Raw genomic sequence first — 22422 nt, 5'->3', positions numbered from 1 at the left:
ATAAAGGCCCCTGACGAGGCCCTTAACGATCATTTTTGAATCAGATAGCGAATGGTTGGGCCATCCTGCTGGATATCCAGCACCGTATAACCGTGGTTTTTCGCATCCAGCGGTATGTTGTTGATGGACTGCGGGCAGTCGCTGACCACCTCCAGAATTTCACCTTTCTTAAGCTGCGGCAGCGCTTCAAGCGTAGCCACCGCCGGATATGGACAGGGCTCGCCAACCATATCCAGACGATAATCAGGCACAATCTCTTTCATGCTGCATTCTCCTGCGTTTCTGTTTTAACGCTCGCACGGCGGAAGAAACGTCTCTCCTGTGCGACGACCAGTAAAAAAGCGACCAACAGCAGGGCGTAGGTGACGAACAGGCCGCCGAGAGGCCCGAAGGTATTCAGCAGGTTGACCTTGTCCCAGTTGGTGGCCAGGACGGGAGACACGTCATCCCAGTAGTACGCCAGGATTGTCGAGCCAATCACATTTTCCAGACCCACCCACCAGTAGTGCACCTGGCCTTCGACGGCGCGATACATCCAGCCGGTTTCACACCCGCCAGCCAGCACGATCCCGAAGCCGAACAGCAGGCCGCCAATGACCGCGTTAGGACCGGCCCACATGATTTTTGGTTCGACGCCCAGTTGAACATAGCTGAAGATGCCGATGGCGCTGACCGCCATCCCGGCGATAATCGCCTTCGCCATCATCGTGCGCCCGGTGATCCACATATCGCGAAACGCGGAGGTGAAGCAGATCTGCGCGCGTTCAATGAGCAGACCAAAACCCACACCGAACAGCATCGCCAGACCGAGCTTAGGCTGGTTCATGGCGGTGCAGAGCGCCCATGCCACCATGGCGAAAAAGACCAGCATTCCGAGGCGAAAACGGCGGCGGGCCTGAGAGGGCTTCTGGGTTAACGGAGACGCTGCGCTGACTTTTGTCATTTTCACTGGAATACGAAACAGCTGCAGCAGGGTGAATTGTGCGCCAAAGTAAGAGCCGATGGCCGTGGCGACGGCAAAGAACCAGGCGTGAAGCGAAAACTGCGGGATCCCGGTAAAGAAGGCGGCAAGGTTACACCCCATCGCCAGACGCGCGCCGAATCCGGCAATCATGCCGCCGACAACCGCCTGCACAATGCGGATCCGGCTTTTGGGCATACGCAACTTAACGTTGTTTGCCCACAGCGCGGCAGCGAAGCAACCGCCGAACATGCCGATGATCATCATCCCGTCAATACGGGTGAGCGGCGTACCGTCGAGGTGGATGAGCTTAAAGTATCCCCACTCTTCGGCGTGCACGCCTGCGAGCTGCAGCAGCTGTCCACCCCAGCGGGTAAACTCGCCGGTCACGGCCCAGAAGGTACCGGTAATGCCAAAATAATAAGTAGAGAGAATGCCTGCCGCGATAACGGCCGGAACGGGTGACCAGAACTTAACCAGGTAAGCCTGTTTGAAGGATTGCCATGACATGAATAAGCCTCTGAACTCAGAAGGATTAAAGATAAAAAAGAGTCCAGATCATACGCTTACATGACGGTTTGAAAAGCCATTCACACCGAAAATATCGAAAGGATCAATTTTAACGTCATCCTTTGTTGATGGCGGGGAATAAAGGCTAACCGTCTGGCAGGGATGCCAGACGGTGGAGGGGGTCAGGCTTTACGCGTCGCCGCCTTCATGGCGGTTACAAACGCCTTCAGCTCGGTCAGCATCTGCTCGGGCTTGTCCACGTTCTTCTCGATGATCTTCACAATCGCAGAGCCGGAAATAGCACCCGCAGCCTTCGCGTCAATCGCCGCGGTGACTTGATCCGGAGAGGAGATCCCGAAGCCCTGCAGCGGCGGTGCGGCATGGTACTCGGCCAGCTTTTCCACCAGATGGTGCAGCGGCAATGCGGCTTTATTCTCGGCACCGGTCACGCCTGCGCGGGAGAGCAGGTAGGTGTAACCGCGCCCGTAAGAGGCAATCTGGCGCAGCAGCTCATCGTCCGCGTTTGGCGGGCAGATGAAAATCGGGGCGACATTGTGACGCATCGCAGCCTGGCGGAACGGCGCGGACTCTTCAACCGGCACGTCGGCGACCAGAACGGAGTCGACGCCCACGCGTGCGCACTCGGCGTAAAACTCATCGATACCGCGGTTGAACACCAGGTTGGCGTACATCAGCAGGCCAATCGGGATAGTGGGGTGCTTCTGACGGATCGCCGCCAGCATTTCGAAGCACTGGGTCGGCGTGACGCCTGAGGCAAACGCGCGCAGCGTCGCATTCTGGATGGTCGGGCCATCCGCCAGCGGGTCAGAGAACGGGATCCCCAGCTCCAGCGCATCGGCACCGGCTTCAATCAGGGTGTCGATGATCTTCAACGACTGTTCAGGGCCCGGATCGCCCAGGGTGACGAAGGGAACGAACGCGCCTTCCTGGCGGGATTTCAGTTCTGCAAATACGTTATCGTAGCGTTCCATCAGATTTCCCCTCGTGCTTTCAGAATATCGTGAACGGTGAAGATATCTTTGTCACCGCGTCCGGAAAGGTTGACCACCAGCAGCTGCTCTTTTTCCGGATTGTCTTTCATCATTTTCAGCGCATGGGCCAGAGCGTGTGAAGACTCCAGCGCCGGGATGATCCCTTCGCTGCGGCACAGCGTTTTGAACGCTTCCAGCGCTTCGTCATCGGTAATGGAGACATAGTCCGCACGACCGGTGCTGTTCAGATAGGCGTGCTGCGGACCGACGGACGGGAAGTCGAGGCCGGCAGAGATAGAGTAAGACTCTTCAATCTGGCCTTCATCGGTCTGCATCATCGGGGATTTCATACCGAAGTAGATCCCCACGCGGCCATGCTTCAGCGGCGCGCCGTGTTCACCCGATTCAATGCCGTGACCCGCAGGCTCGACGCCAATCAGACCCACGCTGGTGTCGTCGATAAAGTCTGCGAACATACCGATGGCGTTAGATCCGCCGCCGACGCAGGCGATGACCGCATCCGGCAGACGACCCTCTTTTTCGAGGATCTGCGCTTTGGTCTCTTCCCCGATCATGCGCTGGAACTCACGCACGATGGTCGGGAACGGGTGCGGGCCCGCCGCGGTACCGAGCATATAGTGCGCGGTTTCGTAGCTGCCAGACCAGTCGCGCAGCGCTTCGTTACAGGCATCCTTCAGCGTCGCGGAGCCGCTGTGCACCGGGATCACTTCCGCACCCATCAGACGCATACGGAAAACGTTTGGAGACTGACGCTCAACGTCTTTCGCCCCCATATAGATGTGGCATTTCAGACCGAGCAGGGCGCTGGCGAGCGCCGAGGCCACGCCATGCTGGCCTGCGCCGGTTTCGGCGATGATTTCGGTTTTGCCCATACGCTTCGCAAGCAGCGCCTGACCCAGCACCTGGTTAGTCTTGTGTGCGCCGCCGTGCAGCAGGTCTTCACGCTTAAGATACAGCGTGGTTTTCGTGCCTTCCGTCAGATTGCGGCATTTGGTCAGGGCCGTTGGGCGGCCTGCATAGTTTTTCAGCAGGTCGGTAAATTCGGCCTGAAACGCCGGATCCTTCTGCGCGCTGACAAACGCTTCTTCCAGCTGGCGCAGCGCGGGCATCAGGATTTGCGGGACGTACATCCCGCCGAACTCACCAAAATACGGGTTAAGTAATGTCGTCATCTTCTCTTCCTTAATATGCACGCAGAGTTTTAAAAACCGAGGCCAGTTTGCTGGCATCTTTAATACCCGGCTGGGACTCTACGCCTGAATTGAAATCGAGGCCTGCGCAGCCGGTTTTCGCGGCTTCTACACAATTGTCCGGGCTTAAACCGCCCGCCAGCAGGACGTTGTCCAGCTTTTCGCCGTTCAGCAGAGACCAGTCAAAACGCTGGCCGGTTCCGCCCTGGCCGTTATCGAGGACGTATTTATCCACGTGGTTCAGGTTACGCGGGGGCAATGTATCGTCAACGCGTTGCGCTTTCCAGATCTGTACCTGCGGTGCCAGCGTAGCGCGCAGGGCATCGATGTAGGCCTGATCTTCATCGCCGTGAAGCTGCACCGCGCTCAGGGATAACGCGTCGGCTTTTTCAACCACTTCTGCGATATCTGCATTGCGGAACACGCCAACATAGCTGAGTGGTGCCGCGGCGATGACCTTACGCGCCTGCTCTTCGCTGACCGCGCGAGGGGAGGAATCCACAAAAATCAGCCCGCCATAAATCGCTCCGGCTTCATACGCGGCCTGGGCGTCCTGTTCGCGGGTTAAGCCGCAGACTTTGTTTTCGCCCAGCAGCACGCGACGTACTGCCGCATTGAGATCGTCATGTTCCATCATGGCGGAGCCAATCAGGAAACCGTTGGCGAAGTGGCTCAGCTCGCGCACCTGGGCGTAGCTGTTAATGCCGGATTCACTGATCACCGTGACGCCAGATCCCAGACGCGGCGCCAGCTGACGCGTGCGGTTCAGGTCAATGGACAGGTCACGCAGATCGCGGTTATTAATGCCTACCACTTTGGCTTCCAGCGCAATCGCGCGCTCCAGCTCCTCTTCATTACTCACTTCGGTCAGCACGCCCATTTTCAGGCTGTGCGCGACGGCAGAGAGCTGGCGATACTGCTCGTCGTCAAGCACCGAGAGCATCAGCAGGCAGGCGTCAGCCTGGTAAAAGCGCGCCAGCCAGATCTGATACGGATCAATGATAAAGTCTTTGCACAGGATCGGCTGCGGCGCGATGCCGCTGACGATCGGCAGAAAATCGAAACTGCCCTGAAAATATTTCTCATCCGTCAGCACGGAGATAGCGGACGCATGATGCTTATAAATGCCGGCAATACGCGCCGGGTCGAAATCGTCACGGATAACGCCTTTAGACGGAGATGCTTTTTTGCACTCAAGAATAAACGCGGTGCGCGCACCCTGCAGGGCGTCATAGAAACGACGGCTGCTCGGGACGACGTCATTCTGAAAACTGGCAAGCGGCTGCTGTTGCTTGCGGGCTTCCACCCAGATGGCCTTATCGGCAACGATTTTCGCTAAAACGGTCTGCATTCTTTACCCTCTTGCCGCAAGTGCGGTAACGCGATCGTAAGCTGCACCGGAGCGCAGTACATCCAGAACTTTTTGAACGTTGGCCTTCAGGTCTTCCTCGCCGTGCAAACGCATCAGCATGGCGACGTTGGCAGCAACGGCGGCCTCATGGGCAACCTCTCCCTTACCTTGTAATAAGCGCGTCAGAATGTCACGGTTTTCTTCCGGCGTACCGCCGGCCAGCGCTTCCTGGTGATACGGGGTTAAACCAAAGTCAGCGGCTTCCAGCTGGTAGCTCAGGATTTCACCGTCGCGCAGTTCGGCTACCAGCGTCGGCGCATGCAGTGACACTTCATCCATTCCGCCGCTGTGCACCACGGCGGCACGCTGGTAACCCAGCACGCGCAGCGTCTCTGCAATCGGCAGGACCAGTTCCGGACTGTAGACACCGATCAGCGCCAGCGGTGGATGGGCTGGGTTGATCAGGGGGCCGAGCACGTTAAACAGCGTGCGGGTTTTAAGCTGCTGACGAACCGGCATTGCGTGGCGGAAACCGGTGTGATACTTCGGCGCAAACAGGAAGCAGACGCCGAGGTCATCCAGCGCTTCACGGGAACGTTCGGCGTTCATATCGAGATTAATGCCGAATGCCGCGAGCAAATCAGACGAGCCCGACCGGCTGGACACGCTGCGGTTACCGTGTTTCGCCACTTTCAGGCCACACGCTGCGGCCACAAAGGCGCTGGCGGTTGAAATATTGATACTGTTGCTGCCGTCACCGCCGGTGCCGACGATATCGGCAAACGGATAGTCCGGACGCGGGAACGGGGCGGCATTTTCCAGCAGGGCCGTGGCGGCACCGGCGATCTCCTGCGGGCTTTCACCGCGGACCTTCATGCTCACCAGTGCGGCCGCCAGCTGTTCCGGCTTCAGCTCACCGCGAACCACGGCGGAGAAGAGCTGGTGGCTCTCCTGCTGGCTCAGGGTTTGCGCCTGATACAGTTTTTCCAGAATCGGCTGCAGGGTGTTGGTCTGCTCCAGCTTCTGTAACGCCCAGTCGAGTGTCTGCTCCAGCAGGCGGGCACCGTGGGAGGTCAGGATGGATTCCGGATGGAACTGCATCCCGCAGACGCGATCCGCGTCGTGACGTACCGCCATCACCATCCCTTCAAACGAGGCGTTGATCGTCAGCCCGGCGGGAATGTTGCTGCCGACCAGCGAGTGGTAGCGCGCGACCGGGAGCGGATTCGGCAGCCCGGCAAACATCGCCTGGCCGTCATGTTCAATGCTGGACGCTTTACCGTGGAGGATTTCACCTGCCTGGCCAACGTAGCCGCCATAGGCTTCAACAATCGCCTGATGACCGAGGCAGATGCCGATAATCGGCAGCTTGCCGCGCATGCGGGTCAGCAGCTCCGGCATACAGCCCGCTTCGCTCGGTGCGCCTGGCCCCGGAGAGAGCATCAGCACCGGGTTTTGCATGGTGGCCAGACGGTCAATCAGGGTCTGCGCCGGTACGTGGTTGCGATAGATAACAACGTTATGGCCATTCGCACGCAGCTGATCTGCCAGGTTATAGGTAAAGGAGTCGATATTATCGAGCAGCAGAATGTCAGCCATCAGAAAATCTCCTGTGCGTGGTGTGCGGTAGCAATGGCGCGAAGGACCGCACGGGCTTTACTGCGCGTTTCGTCAGCTTCAGACTGCGGAACAGAATCAAGAACAATCCCGGCACCCGCCTGGACGGTGGCAATACCGTCTTCAACATAGGCGGAGCGGATCACGATGCAGGTATCGAGGTCACCATGGGCGGTGAAGTAACCCACCGCGCCACCGTAGCTGCCGCGACGACGCCCTTCGGCGGCGGCAATCAGCTGCATAGCGCGCACTTTCGGCGCACCGCTCAGGGTGCCCATGTTCATGCAGGCGCGGTAGGCGTGCAGCACGTCGAGGTCCTGGCGCAGCTCACCGACCACGCGAGAGACCAGGTGCATTACGAACGAATAGCGGTCGACTTTAGTCAGGTCCGCCACGTAGCGGCTGCCCGGGGTGCAAATACGTGCCAGATCGTTACGCGCCAGGTCAACCAGCATCAGGTGCTCGGAGAGCTCTTTATGGTCGGTGCGCATTTCCAGCTCGATGCGGCTGTCGAGATCGCGATCCAGCGAGCCGTCTGCGCGACGTCCACGTGGACGGGTTCCGGCGATCGGGTAGATCTCAATCTGACGGCTGGTGGCGTCATATTTCAGCGAGCTTTCCGGCGAGGCGCCGAGCAGCGTGAAGTCGTTGTCCTGCATAAAGAACATGTACGGGCTGGGGTTGCTCTTTTTCAGCACGTCGTAAGCGGCCAGCGGAGACGGGCAGGGCAGAGAGAAGCGACGGGACGGTACAACCTGGAAAATTTCCCCGGCGCGAATCGCTTTTTGCATCTGGCGAACCACGGCACCGTACTGATCGTCGGTCTGGTTCACATCGCAGGTCATTTTTTCCACGCGCTGTACCGGCAGTGCAGGTGGCGCTTCCGTCATCTGCTGCTGAAGCTGCGCGATACGGTGCTCAAGACGGTTTTTCTCAGCGGTCGAAGGCGTGAACAGGCTGGCCTGGATACGGGTGTACTGTTTCTGATGGTCGATCACCAGCAGGGTTTCGGCCAGATAGAAGCAGTAGTCCGGGCAGCGATTGCCCTGCTCGGTTTCCGGTAAATCTTCAAATCCGGCGACCAGGTCGTAGGCAAACAGCCCGCCAAAGAACATCGCTTCACGCTCATCGTGCGGAACGGTGACCAGGTTCTGCAGCAGGCGGAAGGCATCAAAGACGGAAAGGGAACACAGGCGCGCGTCTTCATCCAGCAACTGGCTAACCGGCGGGAAATGCAGAATACGCATTTCTGGATGACGTTCGTTTTCGATGCCTGAAGGCAGGGCGGCATCCAGCAGTGGCAGCAGCGAGGCGCCGTTGTCTGATAAGGCCTTGATTGTGACAGTGTCACCTAAAGCGGTAATGCGCAGCGCGCTGTCGACCAGCAGCAGGCTCTTGAGATCGTCTTTGCTGTCGATGTCTGCAGATTCCAGCAGCAGCGTTGCCGGACGTGCCCCGCACACCTGATGAAACAGTGCGGTGGGGTTGTGGCGATAGGCCGCCTCGCAGGTCAGCAATTTGAGATGAGGTTTGGCTGTTTGCATGTTGGTGTTCTCATTTATTCTGTTCAAAAAAAAGCCCGCTGGGTAGCGGGCGGGTATCTGTTTGCATTTCGCAGACGCGTGACACTGCCCGATGATCAGGAAGTACGCCACCAACCGTGCAGAGTGAAATGTGCTGTCATTTTCAGATACCTTTCTCGTGTGAACTTTCGTACTAGTTAACTAGTTCGATGGCGTGTTGTCAACCCTTGATTTCAGAATTTCGATATAAGTCGGTATCATGATGGTTTCGGATGTCTCCAACCTGTTATGGGAAGTGCTTTGAGCGATACCACCTACGCTATTATTTATGATTTACATAGCCATACTCAGGCCTCTGATGGCCTGCTGACACCCGAAGCCTTGGTTCATCGTGCCGTTGAAATGCGCGTCGGTACGCTGGCGATAACCGATCACGATACGACGGATGCCATTCCGGCGGCGCGCGCCGAAATCGCCCGCAGCGGGCTGGCGCTTAATCTGGTCTCCGGTGTCGAAATTTCGACCGTCTGGGAAAACCATGAGATTCATATCGTTGGCCTGAACATCGATATAGACCATCCGGCACTGACTGCTTTTTTGCAAGAACAAAAAACGCGCCGCAACCAGCGCGCAGAGATGATCGGTGAGCGTCTGGAAAAGGCGCATATTCCGGGCGCACTGGAAGGTGCCCAAAAGCTGGCGAACGGCGGGGCGGTCACGCGCGGTCATTTCGCCCGTTTTCTGGTAGAGGCGGGTAAGGCCACGACGATGGCGGATGTCTTTAAAAAGTATCTGGCGCGCGGGAAAACCGGATACGTTCCGCCACAGTGGTGTACAATAAAACAAGCTATTGATGTGATTCATCATTCTGGCGGTAAGGCCGTGCTGGCCCATCCGGGGCGGTATAATCTTTCTGCTAAATGGCTGAAAAGGCTGCTGGCGCACTTTGCCGAAAACGGTGGTGAGGCGATGGAAGTCGCCCAGTGTCAGCAGGCGCCCAATGAGCGCGCGCAGCTCGCGACCTATGCCCGACAGTACGGCCTGCTTGGCTCACAGGGTTCTGATTTCCATCAGCCCTGCGCCTGGATCGAACTGGGGCGCAAGCTCTGGCTGCCCGCTGGCGTTGAGCCGGTCTGGCAGCTCTGGGAACAGCCGCAGCAAATTGAAGAGAGGGAAGTATGAGTCAGTTTTTCTATATCCATCCGGACAACCCGCAGCCACGTCTGATTAACCAGGCCGTGGAGATCGTCCGTAAAGGCGGCGTGATTGTCTACCCGACCGATTCCGGCTACGCGCTGGGCTGCAAAATTGAAGATAAAGGAGCGATGGAACGCATTTGCCGCATTCGCCAGCTGCCGGACGGCCATAACTTTACCCTGATGTGCCGCGATCTCTCTGAGCTGTCCACCTATGCTTATGTGGATAACGTGGCGTTTCGCCTGATCAAGAACAACACGCCGGGGAACTACACCTTCATCCTGAAAGGGACGAAAGAGGTGCCGCGCCGCCTGCTGCAGGAAAAGCGTAAGACTATCGGCATGCGCGTGCCGTCGAACCCGATTGCGCAGGCGCTGCTGGAAACCCTCGGCGAGCCGATGCTCTCTACCTCGCTGATGCTGCCGGGCAGCGAGTTTACCGAGTCCGATCCGGAAGAGATCAAAGATCGTCTGGAGAAGGTGGTCGAGCTGATTATTCACGGCGGTTATCTCGGCCAGCAGCCGACCACCGTGGTCGACTTAACCGAAGATGCACCGGAAGTGATTCGAGAAGGCGTGGGTGACGTAAAGCCTTTCTTGTAATGGTATAAGCAGATATACTACGCGGCCATCAAAGCAGGGCTCAGCCCTCTTTTGACCTGATTCGACGCCTGTGAAGGCGACACCTGAGGAAGCTCAATGAGCGAGAAGTTACAGAAAGTGCTGGCGCGTGCCGGCCACGGTTCACGCCGTGAAATCGAAGCCATTATTGAAGCGGGCCGCGTGAGTGTGGACGGTAAAATCGCCACGCTGGGTGACCGCGTAGAAATCGTACCGGGGCTGAAGATCCGTATCGACGGTCATCTTATCTCCGTGAAAGAGTCTGCTGAACAAATCTGCCGCGTGCTGGCTTACTACAAGCCGGAAGGCGAGCTGTGTACCCGCAATGACCCGGAAGGTCGCCCGACGGTGTTTGACCGTCTGCCTAAACTGCGTGGCGCTCGCTGGATTGCCGTTGGTCGTCTGGACGTGAATACCTGCGGTCTGCTGCTGTTTACCACCGATGGTGAACTGGCAAACCGTCTGATGCACCCAAGCCGTGAAGTGGAACGTGAATACGCCGTGCGCGTGTTCGGCCAGGTTGACGAGAATAAACTGCGCGACCTGTCACGTGGCGTTCAGCTGGAAGACGGTCCTGCGGCGTTCAAAACCATCAAATTTACCGGTGGGGAAGGCATCAACCAGTGGTACAACGTGACCCTGACCGAAGGCCGCAACCGCGAGGTGCGTCGTCTCTGGGAAGCGGTAGGCGTGCAGGTTAGCCGCCTGATCCGTGTCCGTTACGGCGACATCCTGCTGCCAAAAGGCCTGCCACGTGGGGGATATACCGAACTGGATCTGACCCAGACCAACTACCTGCGCGAGCTGGTCGGTCTGACGCCGGAAACCACCTCTAAAGTGGCGGTGGAAAAAGATCGTCGCCGCATGAAGGCGAACCAGATTCGCCGTGCGGTGAAGCGTCACAGCCAGGTGAGCAGCAACCGCCGCTCTGGCAGCCGTAATAACAACGGTTAATGTAAAAGCCCGGTGAAGACACCGGGCTTTTTTCTTTAGTAATCAATCCCTATTTGCGCTTTGATGCCCGCATCAAACGCATGTTTAACCGGACGCAGCTCGCTGACGGTATCTGCCAGCTCCAGAATATCCCGATGACACCCGCGGCCCGTGATGATAACCGTCTGATGGGCGGGACGGTTTTTCAGGGCATTAAGCACGTCTTCCAGCGGCAAATAGTCGTAGGCGACCATATACGTGATCTCATCCAGCAGAACCATATTGAGTGAAGGATCGGCCAGCATTCTTTTAGCGTGCTCCCAGACGGCCAGACAGGCTGCGGTATCGGTTTCGCGGTTCTGGGTGTCCCACGTAAATCCGGTCGCCATCACCTGGAACTCAACGCCGTGGGGCTCAAGCAGATTACGCTCGCCGTTAGGCCATTCACCTTTAATAAACTGGATAACGCCGACCTTCTGTCCGTGGCCGACGGCGCGTGTCGCCGTGCCGAATGCGGCCGTGGTTTTCCCTTTGCCGTTGCCGGTAAAGACGATGACGATCCCGCGCTCATCCTGAGCGGCCGCGACGCGCGCATCAACCTGTTCCTTCAGACGCTGTTGGCGCTGCTGGTGACGTTCTTCACTCATTGCGATATTCCTGGTTTACGGCCTGGCTGGGCGTCAAAGGTCATCCCGGTTTTGCGGCGGCTGTCGTCGCCCATTAACCAGAGATAGAGCGGCATAATGTCTGCCGGCGTTTTCAGCTTCTGCGGATCTTCCGTTGGGAAGGCGCTGGCGCGCATTTTGGTGCGCGTACCGCCCGGGTTAATGCAGTTTACGCGCAGATGGCGGCTTTGGTACTCCTCTGCCAGCACCTGCATCATGCCTTCGGTCGCGAATTTTGAAACGGCATAGGCTCCCCAGTTTGCACGCCCCTCACGGCCTACGCTGGAGGAGGTGAATACCAGTGAACCCGAATCCGATTTGAGTAATAAAGGAAGCAGTGCCTGGGTCAGGAAAAACGTCCCGTTGACGTTGACCTGCATGACCTCCTGCCAGATCTCAGGATCCTGTTCATCCATCGGGCGAACTTCGCCAAGCAAGCCGGCATTGTGCAGCACGCCGTCCAGCCGCGGGTAATGGGTGCTGATGCGGTGAGCAAGCTCCTGACATGACGCGGGCGTGCAGGTGAGTAGATCGAGCGTGTACCAGCGAGCGGGAATCCCACCTGCGGCTTCAATCTCCTGCGCCACCCCTTTAAGTTTTTCTTCGTTGCGGCCGGTCAGGATGACGCTCGCGCCATACTCAGCGTAGGTCAGCGCCGCTTCACGGCCAATCCCGTCGCTGGCCCCAGTGACAAGAATGATGCGGTTCTGCAGCAGATTTTTTTGCGGTTGATAATGCAAGGTGACTCCTCGGCGCACGGTGACTCAAAGACGCCTTCTTTTGTGACTTTTCGGCTTTATGCCCGAATTCGCCTGATAATTCAATCAGTCTACAGGACGCATTGCTGTAAAATTAACAATTTGCAAATATTTAAACGCCAGACCGGGGATTCCTGAAGGCGGCTCGCAGAGGTAATGTCACGAGCGAGACGCATGGGCAGGGCTGTTGTACACTGCCGTGAAAGATTCGTGGTTAAATCAAGGTGGAACGCGTGGAATTACTTTCTCAATATGGGTTGTTTTTGGCGAAAATCGCGACGGTGGTGATTGCCATTGCGGTGGTTGCCGTTCTGATTGTCAACCTGACGCAGCGCAAGCGTCAGCGTGGGGAGTTACGCATCACCCGCCTGAGCGAGCAGTATAAAGAGATGCAGGAAGAGATGTCTCTGGCGCTGCTTGACAGTCATCAACAGAAACTGTGGCTCAAAGCGCAGAAGAAAAAGCATAAACAGGAAGCCAAAGCGGCAAAAGCAAAGGCGAAGCTCAATACGCCACAGGATAAGGTCGCGCCCCGCGTCTACGTGCTCGATTTTAAAGGCAGCATGGATGCGCATGAAGTGTCCTCTTTGCGGGAGGAAGTGACGGCCGTTCTGGCCGTGGCGACGCCGCAGGATCAGGTCGTTGTTCGTCTTGAAAGCCCGGGAGGTGTCGTGCATGGCTACGGCCTGGCCGCTTCTCAGCTACAGCGCCTGCGTGAAAAACAGATCCCGCTGACCGTAGCCGTAGATAAAGTGGCGGCGAGCGGTGGCTACATGATGGCCTGCGTGGCGGACAAAATTGTGGCCGCACCGTTTTCTATTATTGGCTCGATCGGCGTGGTCGCGCAGATCCCGAACTTTAACCGCTTCCTGAAAAATAAAGAGATTGATATCGAACTTCACACGGCGGGTCAGTACAAACGCACCCTGACGCTGCTGGGTGAAAACACGGAAGAAGGGCGCCAAAAATTCCGTGAGGATCTCAACGAAACGCATCATCTCTTTAAAGACTTTGTGCACCGTATGCGCCCGACGCTGGACATTGAGCAGGTCGCGACGGGTGAGCACTGGTACGGCGTTCAGGCGCAGGAGAAAGGGCTGGTGGATGAAGTCGGAACCAGTGACGATCTGCTGCTCAACCTGATGGAAGGCCGGGAACTGGTAGGCGTCCGCTTTGCCCAGCGCAAGCGACTCCTTGACCGCTTTACCGACAGTGCCGCAGAAAGCGCGGACCGCCTGCTGCTCCGCTGGCTACAGCGCGGACAAAAACCGCTGCTGTAAACAAAAACGCGAGGCTTATGCCTCGCGTTTTGCGTTAATCGACCAGGTGATATTTCTCGGAAAGCGTGTGCGCCAGGTATTTAAACATGTTAAACACGGCGGTGCTTTTCGGGGTCGGCAAGCCCTGTTCATCAAGGAAGTATTCGCCGCTGAAAACCAGCACGCCATTTCGCTGCTCTACGCCGGTGGCTTCAATGCCTGCCAGCGTATCTTCATGGTCACGAATAAGCTTGTTTGCTTCGATAAGCAGAGAGGCTCGGTCAATAGGTTGGGTCGTATTCTGCATAATCCACTCCTTAAACAGTGACAATAGTCTACGCCGAGGGCGCTTTGGGGGCAAATTTTCCCTGTAATGTGAGGGGATAAGCTGCAGGGGCCTGGCTGGCAGGATTTGCTTTTGCATGCTAATAAAGTTGCGTAACGAATTTTATCAGGTAGAGTGTGCGCTTTCGTCATTCTGGCAACAGAATTGCTTGACATTCAACCGGGAATTCGTCACGAATTACACGAGATGTGAGAAAAATACCCGAGAACTCAATCACCTGGGCGGCTTTTCTTTAACGCCCGGTAAGACAAAGGGGTTGATATCTCCTGACGCAGTCGCAATATCATTGGCTCGTCGTCAGCGGAAGGGAAATCAACGTGCGGCGTATTCCTGGAAGAATTAAATTAGGTAAAGGTGAATATGGGTAAAGCTCTCGTCATCGTTGAGTCCCCGGCAAAAGCCAAAACGATCAATAAGTATCTGGGTAATGACTACGTGGTTAAGTCCAGCGTGGGTCATATCCGCGATTTGCCGACCAGTGGCTCAGCCAGCAAAAAGAGCGCAGACTCTACCTCCACCAAAGGGGCTAAAAAGCCTAAAAAGGATGAACGTAGCGCGCTTGTCAACCGCATGGGTGTTAACCCATGGCATAACTGGGATGCACAATATGAAGTGCTTCCAGGGAAAGAAAAAGTCGTTAACGAGCTGAAGCAGCTGGCTGAAAAAGCAGACCACATCTATCTCGCAACCGACCTTGACCGCGAAGGGGAAGCCATTGCGTGGCACCTGCGGGAAGTGATCGGGGGTGATGACAAACGCTACAGCCGCGTAGTGTTTAACGAAATTACGAAGAATGCGATTCGTCAGGCGTTTGAGAAGCCGGGCGAGCTGAATATCGACCGCGTCAACGCCCAGCAGGCGCGTCGCTTTATGGACCGCGTCGTGGGTTACATGGTTTCTCCACTGCTGTGGAAGAAAATTGCCCGTGGCCTGTCCGCAGGTCGCGTGCAATCCGTCGCCGTGCGTCTGGTCGTTGAGCGTGAGCGCGAAATTAAAGCCTTCGTGCCGGAAGAGTTCTGGGAAGTTGATGCCAATGTGACCACGCCGGGCGGTGACGCTCTGCCGCTGCAGGTAAGCCATCAGAACGATAAGCCTTTCCGTCCGGAAAACCGCGACCAGACCATGGCCGCCGTGGCGCTGCTGGAAAAGGCACGCTATCAGGTACTGGAACGTGAAGACAAACCGACCAGCAGCAAGCCTGGTGCGCCGTTTATCACCTCCACCCTGCAACAGGCGGCAAGCACCCGTCTGGGTTACGGCGTGAAGAAGACCATGATGATGGCCCAGCGCTTGTATGAAGCGGGTTACATCACCTACATGCGTACCGACTCAACCAACCTGAGTCAGGACGCGGTCAACATGGTGCGTGGCTACATCAGCGACAACTTCGGTAAGAAATACCTGCCGGAAAGCGCTAACCAGTTTGCCAGCAAAGAGAATTCTCAGGAAGCGCACGAAGCGATTCGTCCTTCTGATGTCTCTGTACTCGCTGAATCACTGAAAGATATGGAAGCCGACGCGCAGAAGCTGTATCAGCTGATCTGGCGTCAGTTCGTGGCGTGCCAGATGACCCCGGCCCAGTACGACTCCACCACGCTGACCGTCGGCGCGGGTGATTTCCGTCTCAAGGCGCGCGGTCGTATTCTGCGTTTCGACGGCTGGACGAAAGTGATGCCTGCGCTGCGTAAAGGTGATGAAGATCGAACGCTGCCTGCGGTGAACAAAGGTGATGAACTGTCTCTGGTTGAGCTGATCCCGGCTCAGCACTTCACCAAGCCACCTGCACGCTTCAGTGAAGCATCTCTGGTAAAAGAGCTGGAAAAACGCGGTATTGGCCGTCCGTCGACCTACGCGTCAATTATCTCGACGATTCAGGATCGCGGTTACGTCCGTGTTGAAAACCGTCGTTTCTATGCGGAAAAAATGGGTGAGATCGTCACCGATCGTCTGGAAGCCAACTTCCGCGAGCTGATGAACTACGATTTCACCGCGCAAATGGAAGACAGTCTCGACCAGGTTGCCAGCCACCAGGCGGAATGGAAAAAGGTCCTCGACAGCTTCTTCAGCGATTTCACCGACCAGCTTGAAAAAGCGGAGAAAGACCCTGAAGAGGGCGGCATGCTGCCTAACCAGATGGTACTGACCAGCATCGACTGCCCAACCTGTGGCCGCAAGATGGGGATCCGTACTGCCACCACGGGTGTGTTCCTCGGCTGCTCCGGCTATGCGCTGTCGCCAAAAGAGCGCTGCAAAACCACCATCAACCTGGTGCCGGAGAATGAAGTTCTCAACGTGCTGGAAGGTGACGATGCGGAAACTAACGCTCTGCGTGCCAAGCGCCGCTGCAAAAAATGCGGTACGGCAATGGACAGCTACCTGATCGATCCAAAACGTAAGCTGCACGTGTGTGGTAATAACCCAACGTGTGACGGGTATGAGATCGAAGAGGGCGAGTTCCGCATTAAAGGCTATGACGGCCCGATTGTGGAGTGCGAGAAGTGTGGTTCTGAAATGCACCTGAAAATGGGGCGTTTCGGTAAGTACATGGCCTGCACCAACGACGAATGTAAAAACACGCGCAAAATTCTGCGTAACGGTGAAGTGGCTCCGCCGAAGGAAGATCCGGTTCCGCTACCAGAGCTGCCGTGTGAGAAATCCGACGCGTACTTCGTGCTGCGTGACGGCGCGGCAGGTGTCTTCCTGGCCGCCAACACCTTCCCGAAATCGCGTGAAACCCGTGCGCCGCTGGTGGAAGAGCTGCATCGCTTCCGCGATCGTCTGCCGGAGAAACTGCGTTATCTGGCCGATGCGCCACAGCAGGATCCGGAAGGCAACAAAACCGTGGTGCGGTTTAGCCGTAAAACTAAGCAGCAGTACGTTGCGGCAGAGAAAGAGGGTAAAGCGACCGGATGGTCAGCCTTCTTTGTCGATGGCAAATGGGTTGAAGGCAAGAAATAATCTTCCCTAACCGTAACTTACCTGTGAAAGGGCCGGATTTCCGGCCCTTTTTTATTACCTTGTTATTATTTTTTGTTCCGTACTATACAGTCAGGCTATAAATGATATAGTGGTTATAGTTAACCTGTTTCTTATTATTAAATCGTCTTAAGCGATTGACCGCATGCGCTAAATCGGATGGTCTGGCATGAAATTACAGCAGCTTCGTTATATCGTTGAGGTGGTGAATCATAACCTTAACGTCTCTTCTACCGCCGAGGGGTTGTATACCTCGCAACCGGGCATCAGCAAACAAGTTCGTATGCTGGAGGATGAGTTAGGCATTCAGATCTTCGCCCGCAGCGGTAAGCATCTCACCCAGGTGACGCCTGCGGGGCAGGAAATCATCCGCATTGCGCGGGAAGTCCTCTCCAAAGTCGATGCGATTAAGTCTGTGGCGGGGGAGCATACCTGGCCGGATAAAGGCTCGCTGTATATTGCCACCACGCATACGCAGGCGCGCTATGCGCTGCCCGGCGTGATCAAAGGCTTTATCGAGCGTTATCCTCGCGTCTCGTTGCATATGCACCAGGGCTCGCCAACGCAAATCGCTGAAGCCGTCTCCAAGGGGAATGCAGACTTTGCCATCGCCACCGAAGCGCTTCACCTCTATGACGATCTGGTCATGCTCCCGTGCTACCACTGGAACCGTTCTATTGTGGTGACCCCCGATCACCCCCTGGCGGGTAAAGGGTCGGTCACTATCGAAGAGCTGGCCCAGTATCCTCTGGTGACGTATACCTTTGGCTTTACCGGGCGTTCTGAGCTTGATACGGCCTTTAACCGGGCAGGATTAACGCCGCGCATTGTCTTTACCGCGACGGACGCCGACGTGATTAAGACCTATGTCCGGCTTGGATTGGGGGTGGGCGTCATTGCCAGCATGGCGGTGGATCCGGTGTCAGACCCTGACCTGGTGCGTCTTGATGCGCATGATGTTTTCAGCCATAGCACCACAAAAATTGGTTTCCGCCGCAGCACCTTCCTGCGCAGCTATATGTATGATTTTATTCAGCGCTTTGCCCCTCATTTAACGCGTGATGTGGTTGATACCGCCGTGGCATTACGCTCAAATGAAGATATTGAAGAGATGTTTAAAGACATCAAACTTCCCGAAAAATAATCACACCCGGTATCTTTCCCCCAGGGAAAGATACCGAAATAACCTCTCAAAGCTAAATTAGAATTATCATCATCTGCGATTCCCCTGCCATATAATGTCATTATCCATTTAATACGTAAGGTTATAATGTCGTGAATTGGCGACAAAAGTAGAAACTAATTTACGCCTTCGCAAATTTTTCTTTTCAATTATTTATTTCTGGTCAAAAGATTGAATATTTCATACCTCCCGGTGCGTAAATTCACTGGCTTTTCGGCTAAAGTTTCTTTAGGATTTATCTCAACAGATGATTAATTGTACCAATTGTTTGGTCCTAAATGATAAGCGATGTCGATTGTATGAGGTTAGCAATGCCTTCAGGAAGTGAAGAACCGCAAAGGGATCCTGCGCTCAAGCGTAAAGCCTGGCTGGCGGTCTTTCTCGTCTCTACCCTGTTTTGGGTGGTGGTTGCTCTCCTGGCCTGGAAATATTGGGGTTAAATATGTCAGTGACGGTACGTACAGCTTCGGTAAAACAGATGTGTCAGCATCGTGACAGCGGCCACAGAGGGCGTAAAGCACCTGCGACTGTTGTACCCGCGTCCTGGAAACTGACGCCGCAGCAGCAGGCTTTTATTGATGTGTTCGCAGAAGACGAACCCAAAAAACAATAATTTAGTTTATTGCGTAATGATGCAAATAGTCTGAATATCGACTCTGCGCTTTTGTACTCTTTAATAAATACACATCAGCAATATAGCACTGAGGAACGACCTCGGAATTTTTATAAATAATGCCTGGTGTCCCTATGATGAATAACATGACGTCTCACAAATACTGGTCGTGGATCGGCGTTTTTACCGTGTCGATTCTGTTCTGGAGTCAGCTCATCTGGCTGGCGCTCCACTAAATTGTAAAACCTCGCTACGGCGGGGTTTTTTGTTTCCCCGTGCTGGACCAATCCTAAATTTATCAATTTGGGTTGTTATCAAAACGTTACGACATCTTTGTGTTATCTTTAATTACGGCCCTGATGATTGTCAGGGCATCTCTGTGATTAAGGAGGAGCTTATGTCGTTAACCCTACGCGAAGCCAGTAAGGACACATTACAGGCAGAAAATAAAACCTGGCACTACTACAGCCTGCCGCTGGCTGCCAGAACGCTTGGGGACATTTCGCGTTTACCCAAGTCTTTGAAAGTTTTACTGGAAAACCTCTTGCGCTGGCAGGACGGTGATTCTGTCACGCTCGATGATATCCAGGCGCTGGCAGGGTGGCTTGAGAAGGCCCATGCCGACAGAGAAATCGCCTACCGCCCGGCAAGGGTGCTGATGCAGGACTTTACCGGTGTTCCGGCCGTGGTTGATTTGGCCGCGATGCGCGAAGCCGTTAAGCGTCTCGGCGGGGATACGGCAAAAGTTAACCCGCTTTCCCCGGTTGACCTCGTCATTGACCACTCCGTCACCGTTGACCACTTCGGTGATGATGACGCCTTTGGCGAAAACGTGCGTCTGGAAATGGAGCGCAACCACGAGCGCTACGTATTTCTGAAGTGGGGACAGCAGGCGTTCAGCCGGTTTAGCGTGGTCCCGCCAGGCACCGGCATTTGTCACCAGGTGAACCTTGAATATCTGGGTAAAGCCGTCTGGAGCGAATTGCAGGATAAAGAGTGGGTCGCTTATCCAGACACCCTGGTGGGCACGGATTCGCATACCACCATGATCAACGGTCTGGGCGTGCTGGGCTGGGGCGTCGGCGGTATTGAAGCGGAAGCCGCCATGCTCGGTCAGCCGGTATCCATGCTTATTCCGGATGTGGTGGGCTTCAAGCTGACCGGAAAGCTTTCTGAAGGCATCACTGCCACCGATCTGGTACTGACCGTCACCCAGATGCTGCGTAAGCATGGCGTGGTGGGCAAGTTTGTTGAATTCTACGGTGACGGTCTGGATTCGCTGCCGCTGGCCGACCGCGCCACCATTGCCAATATGGCGCCGGAATACGGTGCCACCTGCGGCTTTTTCCCCATTGACGACGTCACGCTGGAGTACATGCGCCTTAGCGGTCGCAGCGAAGAGCAGGTCGCGCTGGTGGAAGCGTATACCAAAGCGCAGGGCATGTGGCGCAATCCGGGCGATGAGCCTGTTTTCACCAGCACGCTTGAACTTGATATGGGAAGCGTCGAAGCGAGCCTCGCAGGGCCGAAACGTCCGCAGGATCGGGTTGCGTTGTCTGACGTGCCGAAAGCGTTTGCCGCCAGCAATGCCCTGGAAGTAAACGTGGCGCAGAAAGACCATCGTCCCGTCGACTATGTTCTGAACGGGCATCAGTATCAGCTTCCGGATGGCGCGGTTGTTATTGCCGCCATTACCTCCTGCACCAACACGTCCAACCCCAGCGTATTGATGGCAGCCGGTCTGCTGGCTAAAAAGGCGGTCGAGCTTGGGTTAAAACCTCAGCCGTGGGTTAAGGCCTCGCTGGCGCCGGGATCCAAAGTGGTGTCGGATTACCTGGCTCAGGCCAAACTGACGCCGTACCTGGACGAGCTGGGCTTTAACCTCGTGGGCTACGGCTGTACGACCTGTATTGGTAACTCCGGGCCACTGCCTGAACCCATCGAAACGGCGATCAAGCAGGGTGACCTGACGGTAGGCGCCGTTCTTTCCGGTAACCGAAACTTTGAAGGGCGCATTCACCCGCTGGTAAAAACCAACTGGCTTGCTTCGCCGCCGCTGGTGGTGGCATACGCTCTCGCAGGGAACATGAATATCAACCTGGTGACCGATCCGATTGGTCACGATCGCAAGAATGACCCTGTCTATCTGAAAGATATCTGGCCATCCTCGCGAGAAATCGCGCTGGCCGTTGAGAAGGTCTCTACCGAAATGTTCCGCAAAGAGTACGCGGAAGTCTTTGAAAGCACGCCGGAATGGAAAGCCATCAATGTTGCAGGTTCGGATACCTATGGCTGGCAGGATGACTCGACCTATATTCGTCTGTCGCCGTTCTTTGATGAGATGCAGGCCGAGCCCGCGCCGCTTAAGGATATCCATGGCGCGCGTATCCTGGCTATGCTGGGGGATTCCGTCACGACGGATCATATCTCTCCGGCGGGGAGCATCAAAGCCGATAGCCCGGCAGGCCGTTACCTGCAAAGCCGGGGTGTCGAACGCCGCGATTTTAACTCTTACGGCTCGCGCCGCGGTAACCATGAAGTCATGATGCGCGGGACCTTTGCCAACATCCGCATTCGTAACGAAATGGTGCCGGGTGTGGAAGGGGGCATGACGCGTCATCTGCCTGGAACGGAAGTTGTTTCGATCTATGATGCGGCCGTTAAATACCAACAGGAAGGGACGCCGCTGGCGGTGATTGCCGGGAAAGAGTACGGTTCCGGCTCCAGCCGCGACTGGGCGGCGAAAGGTCCGCGCCTGCTTGGCGTTCGGGTGGTCATCGCCGAATCGTTCGAACGTATTCACCGTTCGAATCTGATTGGCATGGGGATCCTGCCGCTGGAGTTCCCGCAGGGCGTGACGCGTAAAACGCTGGGCCTGACCGGGGAAGAGCAGATTGACATTAGCGGCCTGCAAAACCTGCAGCCGGGTAAAACGGTGCCGGTAACGTTAACGCGGGCAGACGGGAAAACCGAGGTGCTGGATTGCCGGTGCCGTATTGATACGGCAACCGAGCTGACCTACTACCAGAACGACGGCATTTTACATTACGTGATTCGTAAGATGCTGGATTGATGAAACGAGCCCGGCACGCGTGCCGGGCTTTTTATATCACTCTTTCAGCAGATGGCCCATTTTGGCGGCTTTGGTATCAAGGTAGTGGGCGTTTTTCGGGTTACGGCCGACAATCAGCGGTACGCGTTCAACGATGTTGATCCCGGCTTCGGTCAGGATCTCCACTTTTTTCGGGTTATTGGTCAACAGACGTACTTCGTCCACGCCCAGCAGCTTGAACATATCGGCGCACAAGGTGAAATCACGTTCGTCAGCGGCAAAACCGAGCTGATGGTTCGCTTCAACCGTATCGTAGCCCTGGTCCTGAAGCGCGTAGGCGCGAATTTTATTCAGCAAACCAATATTACGCCCTTCCTGACGGTGATAAAGCAGCACGCCGCGGCCTTCTTCAGCAATATGAGAAAGGGCTGCTTCCAGCTGGAAACCGCAATCACAGCGCAGGCTGAACAACGCATCGCCGGTGAGACACTCTGAATGGACGCGGGACAGCACCGGTGTCTGCCCTGAAATGTCGCCATACACCAGTGCGACATGATCCTGTCCGGTTGCCAGTTCTTCAAAACCCACCATCAGGAAATCGCCCCATGGGGTTGGCAGTTTGGCTTCTGCCACACGTTTAAGCTGCATGTGATTC

General features: G+C 55.9%; 20 protein-coding genes and 1 other annotated feature. Of the genes, 9 read left to right on the top strand and 11 right to left on the bottom strand.

Going from position 1 to position 22422, the window contains the following annotated elements; genetic code table 11:
* Window positions 1-29: 29 nt before the first annotated feature.
* From yedF to KGP25_RS13150, 7 genes are all read right to left on the bottom strand, one after another.
* Window positions 30-263: a sulfurtransferase-like selenium metabolism protein YedF gene (yedF, locus tag KGP25_RS13180; protein WP_003856774.1), complete on the bottom strand. Its 234-nt coding sequence runs from the start codon at window positions 261-263 to the stop codon at window positions 30-32.
* Window positions 260-1471 carry a selenium metabolism membrane protein YedE/FdhT gene (gene yedE / locus KGP25_RS13175; protein WP_223539076.1) on the bottom strand — a complete coding sequence of 404 codons (1212 nt, stop codon included), beginning with the start codon at window positions 1469-1471 and terminating at the stop codon, window positions 260-262. Before yedE ends, yedF begins: the two co-directional genes overlap by 4 nt.
* A 182-nt stretch (window positions 1472-1653) precedes the next feature.
* Window positions 1654-2463, bottom strand: coding sequence for a tryptophan synthase subunit alpha (gene trpA / locus KGP25_RS13170; protein WP_223539075.1), 810 nt, complete (start codon window positions 2461-2463; stop codon window positions 1654-1656).
* Window positions 2463-3656 (bottom strand): tryptophan synthase subunit beta, encoded by a 1194-nt coding sequence (gene trpB / locus KGP25_RS13165; RefSeq protein WP_223539074.1) that lies wholly within the window; start codon window positions 3654-3656, stop codon window positions 2463-2465. The genes trpA and trpB overlap by 1 nt, the downstream gene beginning before the upstream one ends.
* Before the next feature lie 10 nt (window positions 3657-3666).
* Window positions 3667-5025: a bifunctional indole-3-glycerol-phosphate synthase TrpC/phosphoribosylanthranilate isomerase TrpF gene (gene trpCF, locus KGP25_RS13160; RefSeq protein WP_063621874.1), complete on the bottom strand. Its 1359-nt coding sequence runs from the start codon at window positions 5023-5025 to the stop codon at window positions 3667-3669.
* Window positions 5026-5028: 3 nt separating this feature from the next.
* Window positions 5029-6624, bottom strand: coding sequence for a bifunctional anthranilate synthase glutamate amidotransferase component TrpG/anthranilate phosphoribosyltransferase TrpD (gene trpD, locus KGP25_RS13155; protein ID WP_008502806.1), 1596 nt, complete (start codon window positions 6622-6624; stop codon window positions 5029-5031).
* Window positions 6624-8186, bottom strand: a complete 1563-nt coding sequence (locus KGP25_RS13150) for an anthranilate synthase component 1 (RefSeq protein ID WP_223539073.1) — start codon at window positions 8184-8186, stop codon at window positions 6624-6626. Before KGP25_RS13150 ends, trpD begins: the two co-directional genes overlap by 1 nt.
* 25 nt (window positions 8187-8211) lie before the next feature.
* Window positions 8212-8305 (bottom strand) — a sequence feature (Trp leader region).
* A gap of 160 nt (window positions 8306-8465) precedes the next feature.
* On the opposite strand from KGP25_RS13150, the gene rnm reads away from it, so the two are divergent.
* From rnm to rluB, 3 genes are all read left to right on the top strand, one after another.
* A complete protein-coding gene (rnm, locus tag KGP25_RS13140) occupies window positions 8466-9347 on the top strand; it encodes an RNase AM (RefSeq protein ID WP_045908893.1) in 882 nt (293 codons plus the stop codon).
* Complete coding sequence (locus KGP25_RS13135; protein WP_003856793.1) at window positions 9344-9964, top strand: L-threonylcarbamoyladenylate synthase; 621 nt, start codon at window positions 9344-9346, stop codon at window positions 9962-9964. Before rnm ends, KGP25_RS13135 begins: the two co-directional genes overlap by 4 nt.
* Before the next feature lie 96 nt (window positions 9965-10060).
* Window positions 10061-10936 carry a 23S rRNA pseudouridine(2605) synthase RluB gene (rluB, locus tag KGP25_RS13130; protein ID WP_008502809.1) on the top strand — a complete coding sequence of 292 codons (876 nt, stop codon included), beginning with the start codon at window positions 10061-10063 and terminating at the stop codon, window positions 10934-10936.
* 35 nt (window positions 10937-10971) lie between these two features.
* Here the strand turns inward: rluB and cobO are convergent, their stop codons facing one another.
* The gene (gene cobO / locus KGP25_RS13125) at window positions 10972-11562 is read right to left on the bottom strand and encodes a cob(I)yrinic acid a,c-diamide adenosyltransferase (protein ID WP_223539072.1); all 591 of its coding nucleotides are present in this window, start codon (window positions 11560-11562) and stop codon (window positions 10972-10974) included.
* A complete protein-coding gene (locus KGP25_RS13120) occupies window positions 11559-12320 on the bottom strand; it encodes a YciK family oxidoreductase (RefSeq protein ID WP_008502811.1) in 762 nt (253 codons plus the stop codon). The genes cobO and KGP25_RS13120 overlap by 4 nt, the downstream gene beginning before the upstream one ends.
* 251 nt (window positions 12321-12571) lie before the next feature.
* Here KGP25_RS13120 and sohB point away from each other — a divergent pair, with 251 nt between their 5' ends.
* Window positions 12572-13618 carry a protease SohB gene (sohB, locus tag KGP25_RS13115; protein WP_048223616.1) on the top strand — a complete coding sequence of 349 codons (1047 nt, stop codon included), beginning with the start codon at window positions 12572-12574 and terminating at the stop codon, window positions 13616-13618.
* Window positions 13619-13652: 34 nt separating this feature from the next.
* Here sohB and KGP25_RS13110 read toward each other — a convergent pair whose 3' ends face one another.
* On the bottom strand, window positions 13653-13904 hold the full coding sequence (locus KGP25_RS13110; RefSeq protein ID WP_003856804.1) for a YciN family protein: 252 nt from the start codon (window positions 13902-13904) through the stop codon (window positions 13653-13655).
* Window positions 13905-14303: 399 nt separating this feature from the next.
* On the opposite strand from KGP25_RS13110, the gene topA reads away from it, so the two are divergent.
* The 5 genes from topA (at window position 14304) to acnA (ending at window position 21788) form a co-directional block, all read left to right on the top strand.
* Window positions 14304-16901, top strand: coding sequence for a type I DNA topoisomerase (topA, locus tag KGP25_RS13105; protein WP_059365098.1), 2598 nt, complete (start codon window positions 14304-14306; stop codon window positions 16899-16901).
* Between the two features lie 187 nt (window positions 16902-17088).
* On the top strand, window positions 17089-18063 hold the full coding sequence (gene cysB, locus KGP25_RS13100) for an HTH-type transcriptional regulator CysB (RefSeq protein ID WP_008502814.1): 975 nt from the start codon (window positions 17089-17091) through the stop codon (window positions 18061-18063).
* A 338-nt stretch (window positions 18064-18401) separates the two neighbouring features.
* A complete protein-coding gene (locus KGP25_RS13095; RefSeq protein ID WP_213327741.1) occupies window positions 18402-18542 on the top strand; it encodes a YmiA family putative membrane protein in 141 nt (46 codons plus the stop codon).
* 310 nt (window positions 18543-18852) lie between these two features.
* Window positions 18853-18951 (top strand): small membrane protein YmiC, encoded by a 99-nt coding sequence (gene ymiC / locus KGP25_RS13090; protein WP_032623144.1) that lies wholly within the window; start codon window positions 18853-18855, stop codon window positions 18949-18951.
* A 161-nt stretch (window positions 18952-19112) separates the two neighbouring features.
* Window positions 19113-21788, top strand: a complete 2676-nt coding sequence (gene acnA, locus KGP25_RS13085) for an aconitate hydratase AcnA (protein WP_223539071.1) — start codon at window positions 19113-19115, stop codon at window positions 21786-21788.
* 36 nt (window positions 21789-21824) lie between these two features.
* Here acnA and ribA read toward each other — a convergent pair whose 3' ends face one another.
* Complete coding sequence (gene ribA, locus KGP25_RS13080; RefSeq protein WP_008501210.1) at window positions 21825-22415, bottom strand: GTP cyclohydrolase II; 591 nt, start codon at window positions 22413-22415, stop codon at window positions 21825-21827.
* Window positions 22416-22422 lie beyond the last annotated feature (7 nt).

Source organism: Enterobacter sp. JBIWA003 (assembly GCF_019968825.1).
Taxonomy (GTDB): Bacteria; Pseudomonadota; Gammaproteobacteria; order Enterobacterales; family Enterobacteriaceae; genus Enterobacter; species Enterobacter quasiroggenkampii.
Note: the sequence above shows the minus strand (reverse complement) of the source record. Positions and strands in the feature narration are given on the sequence as shown.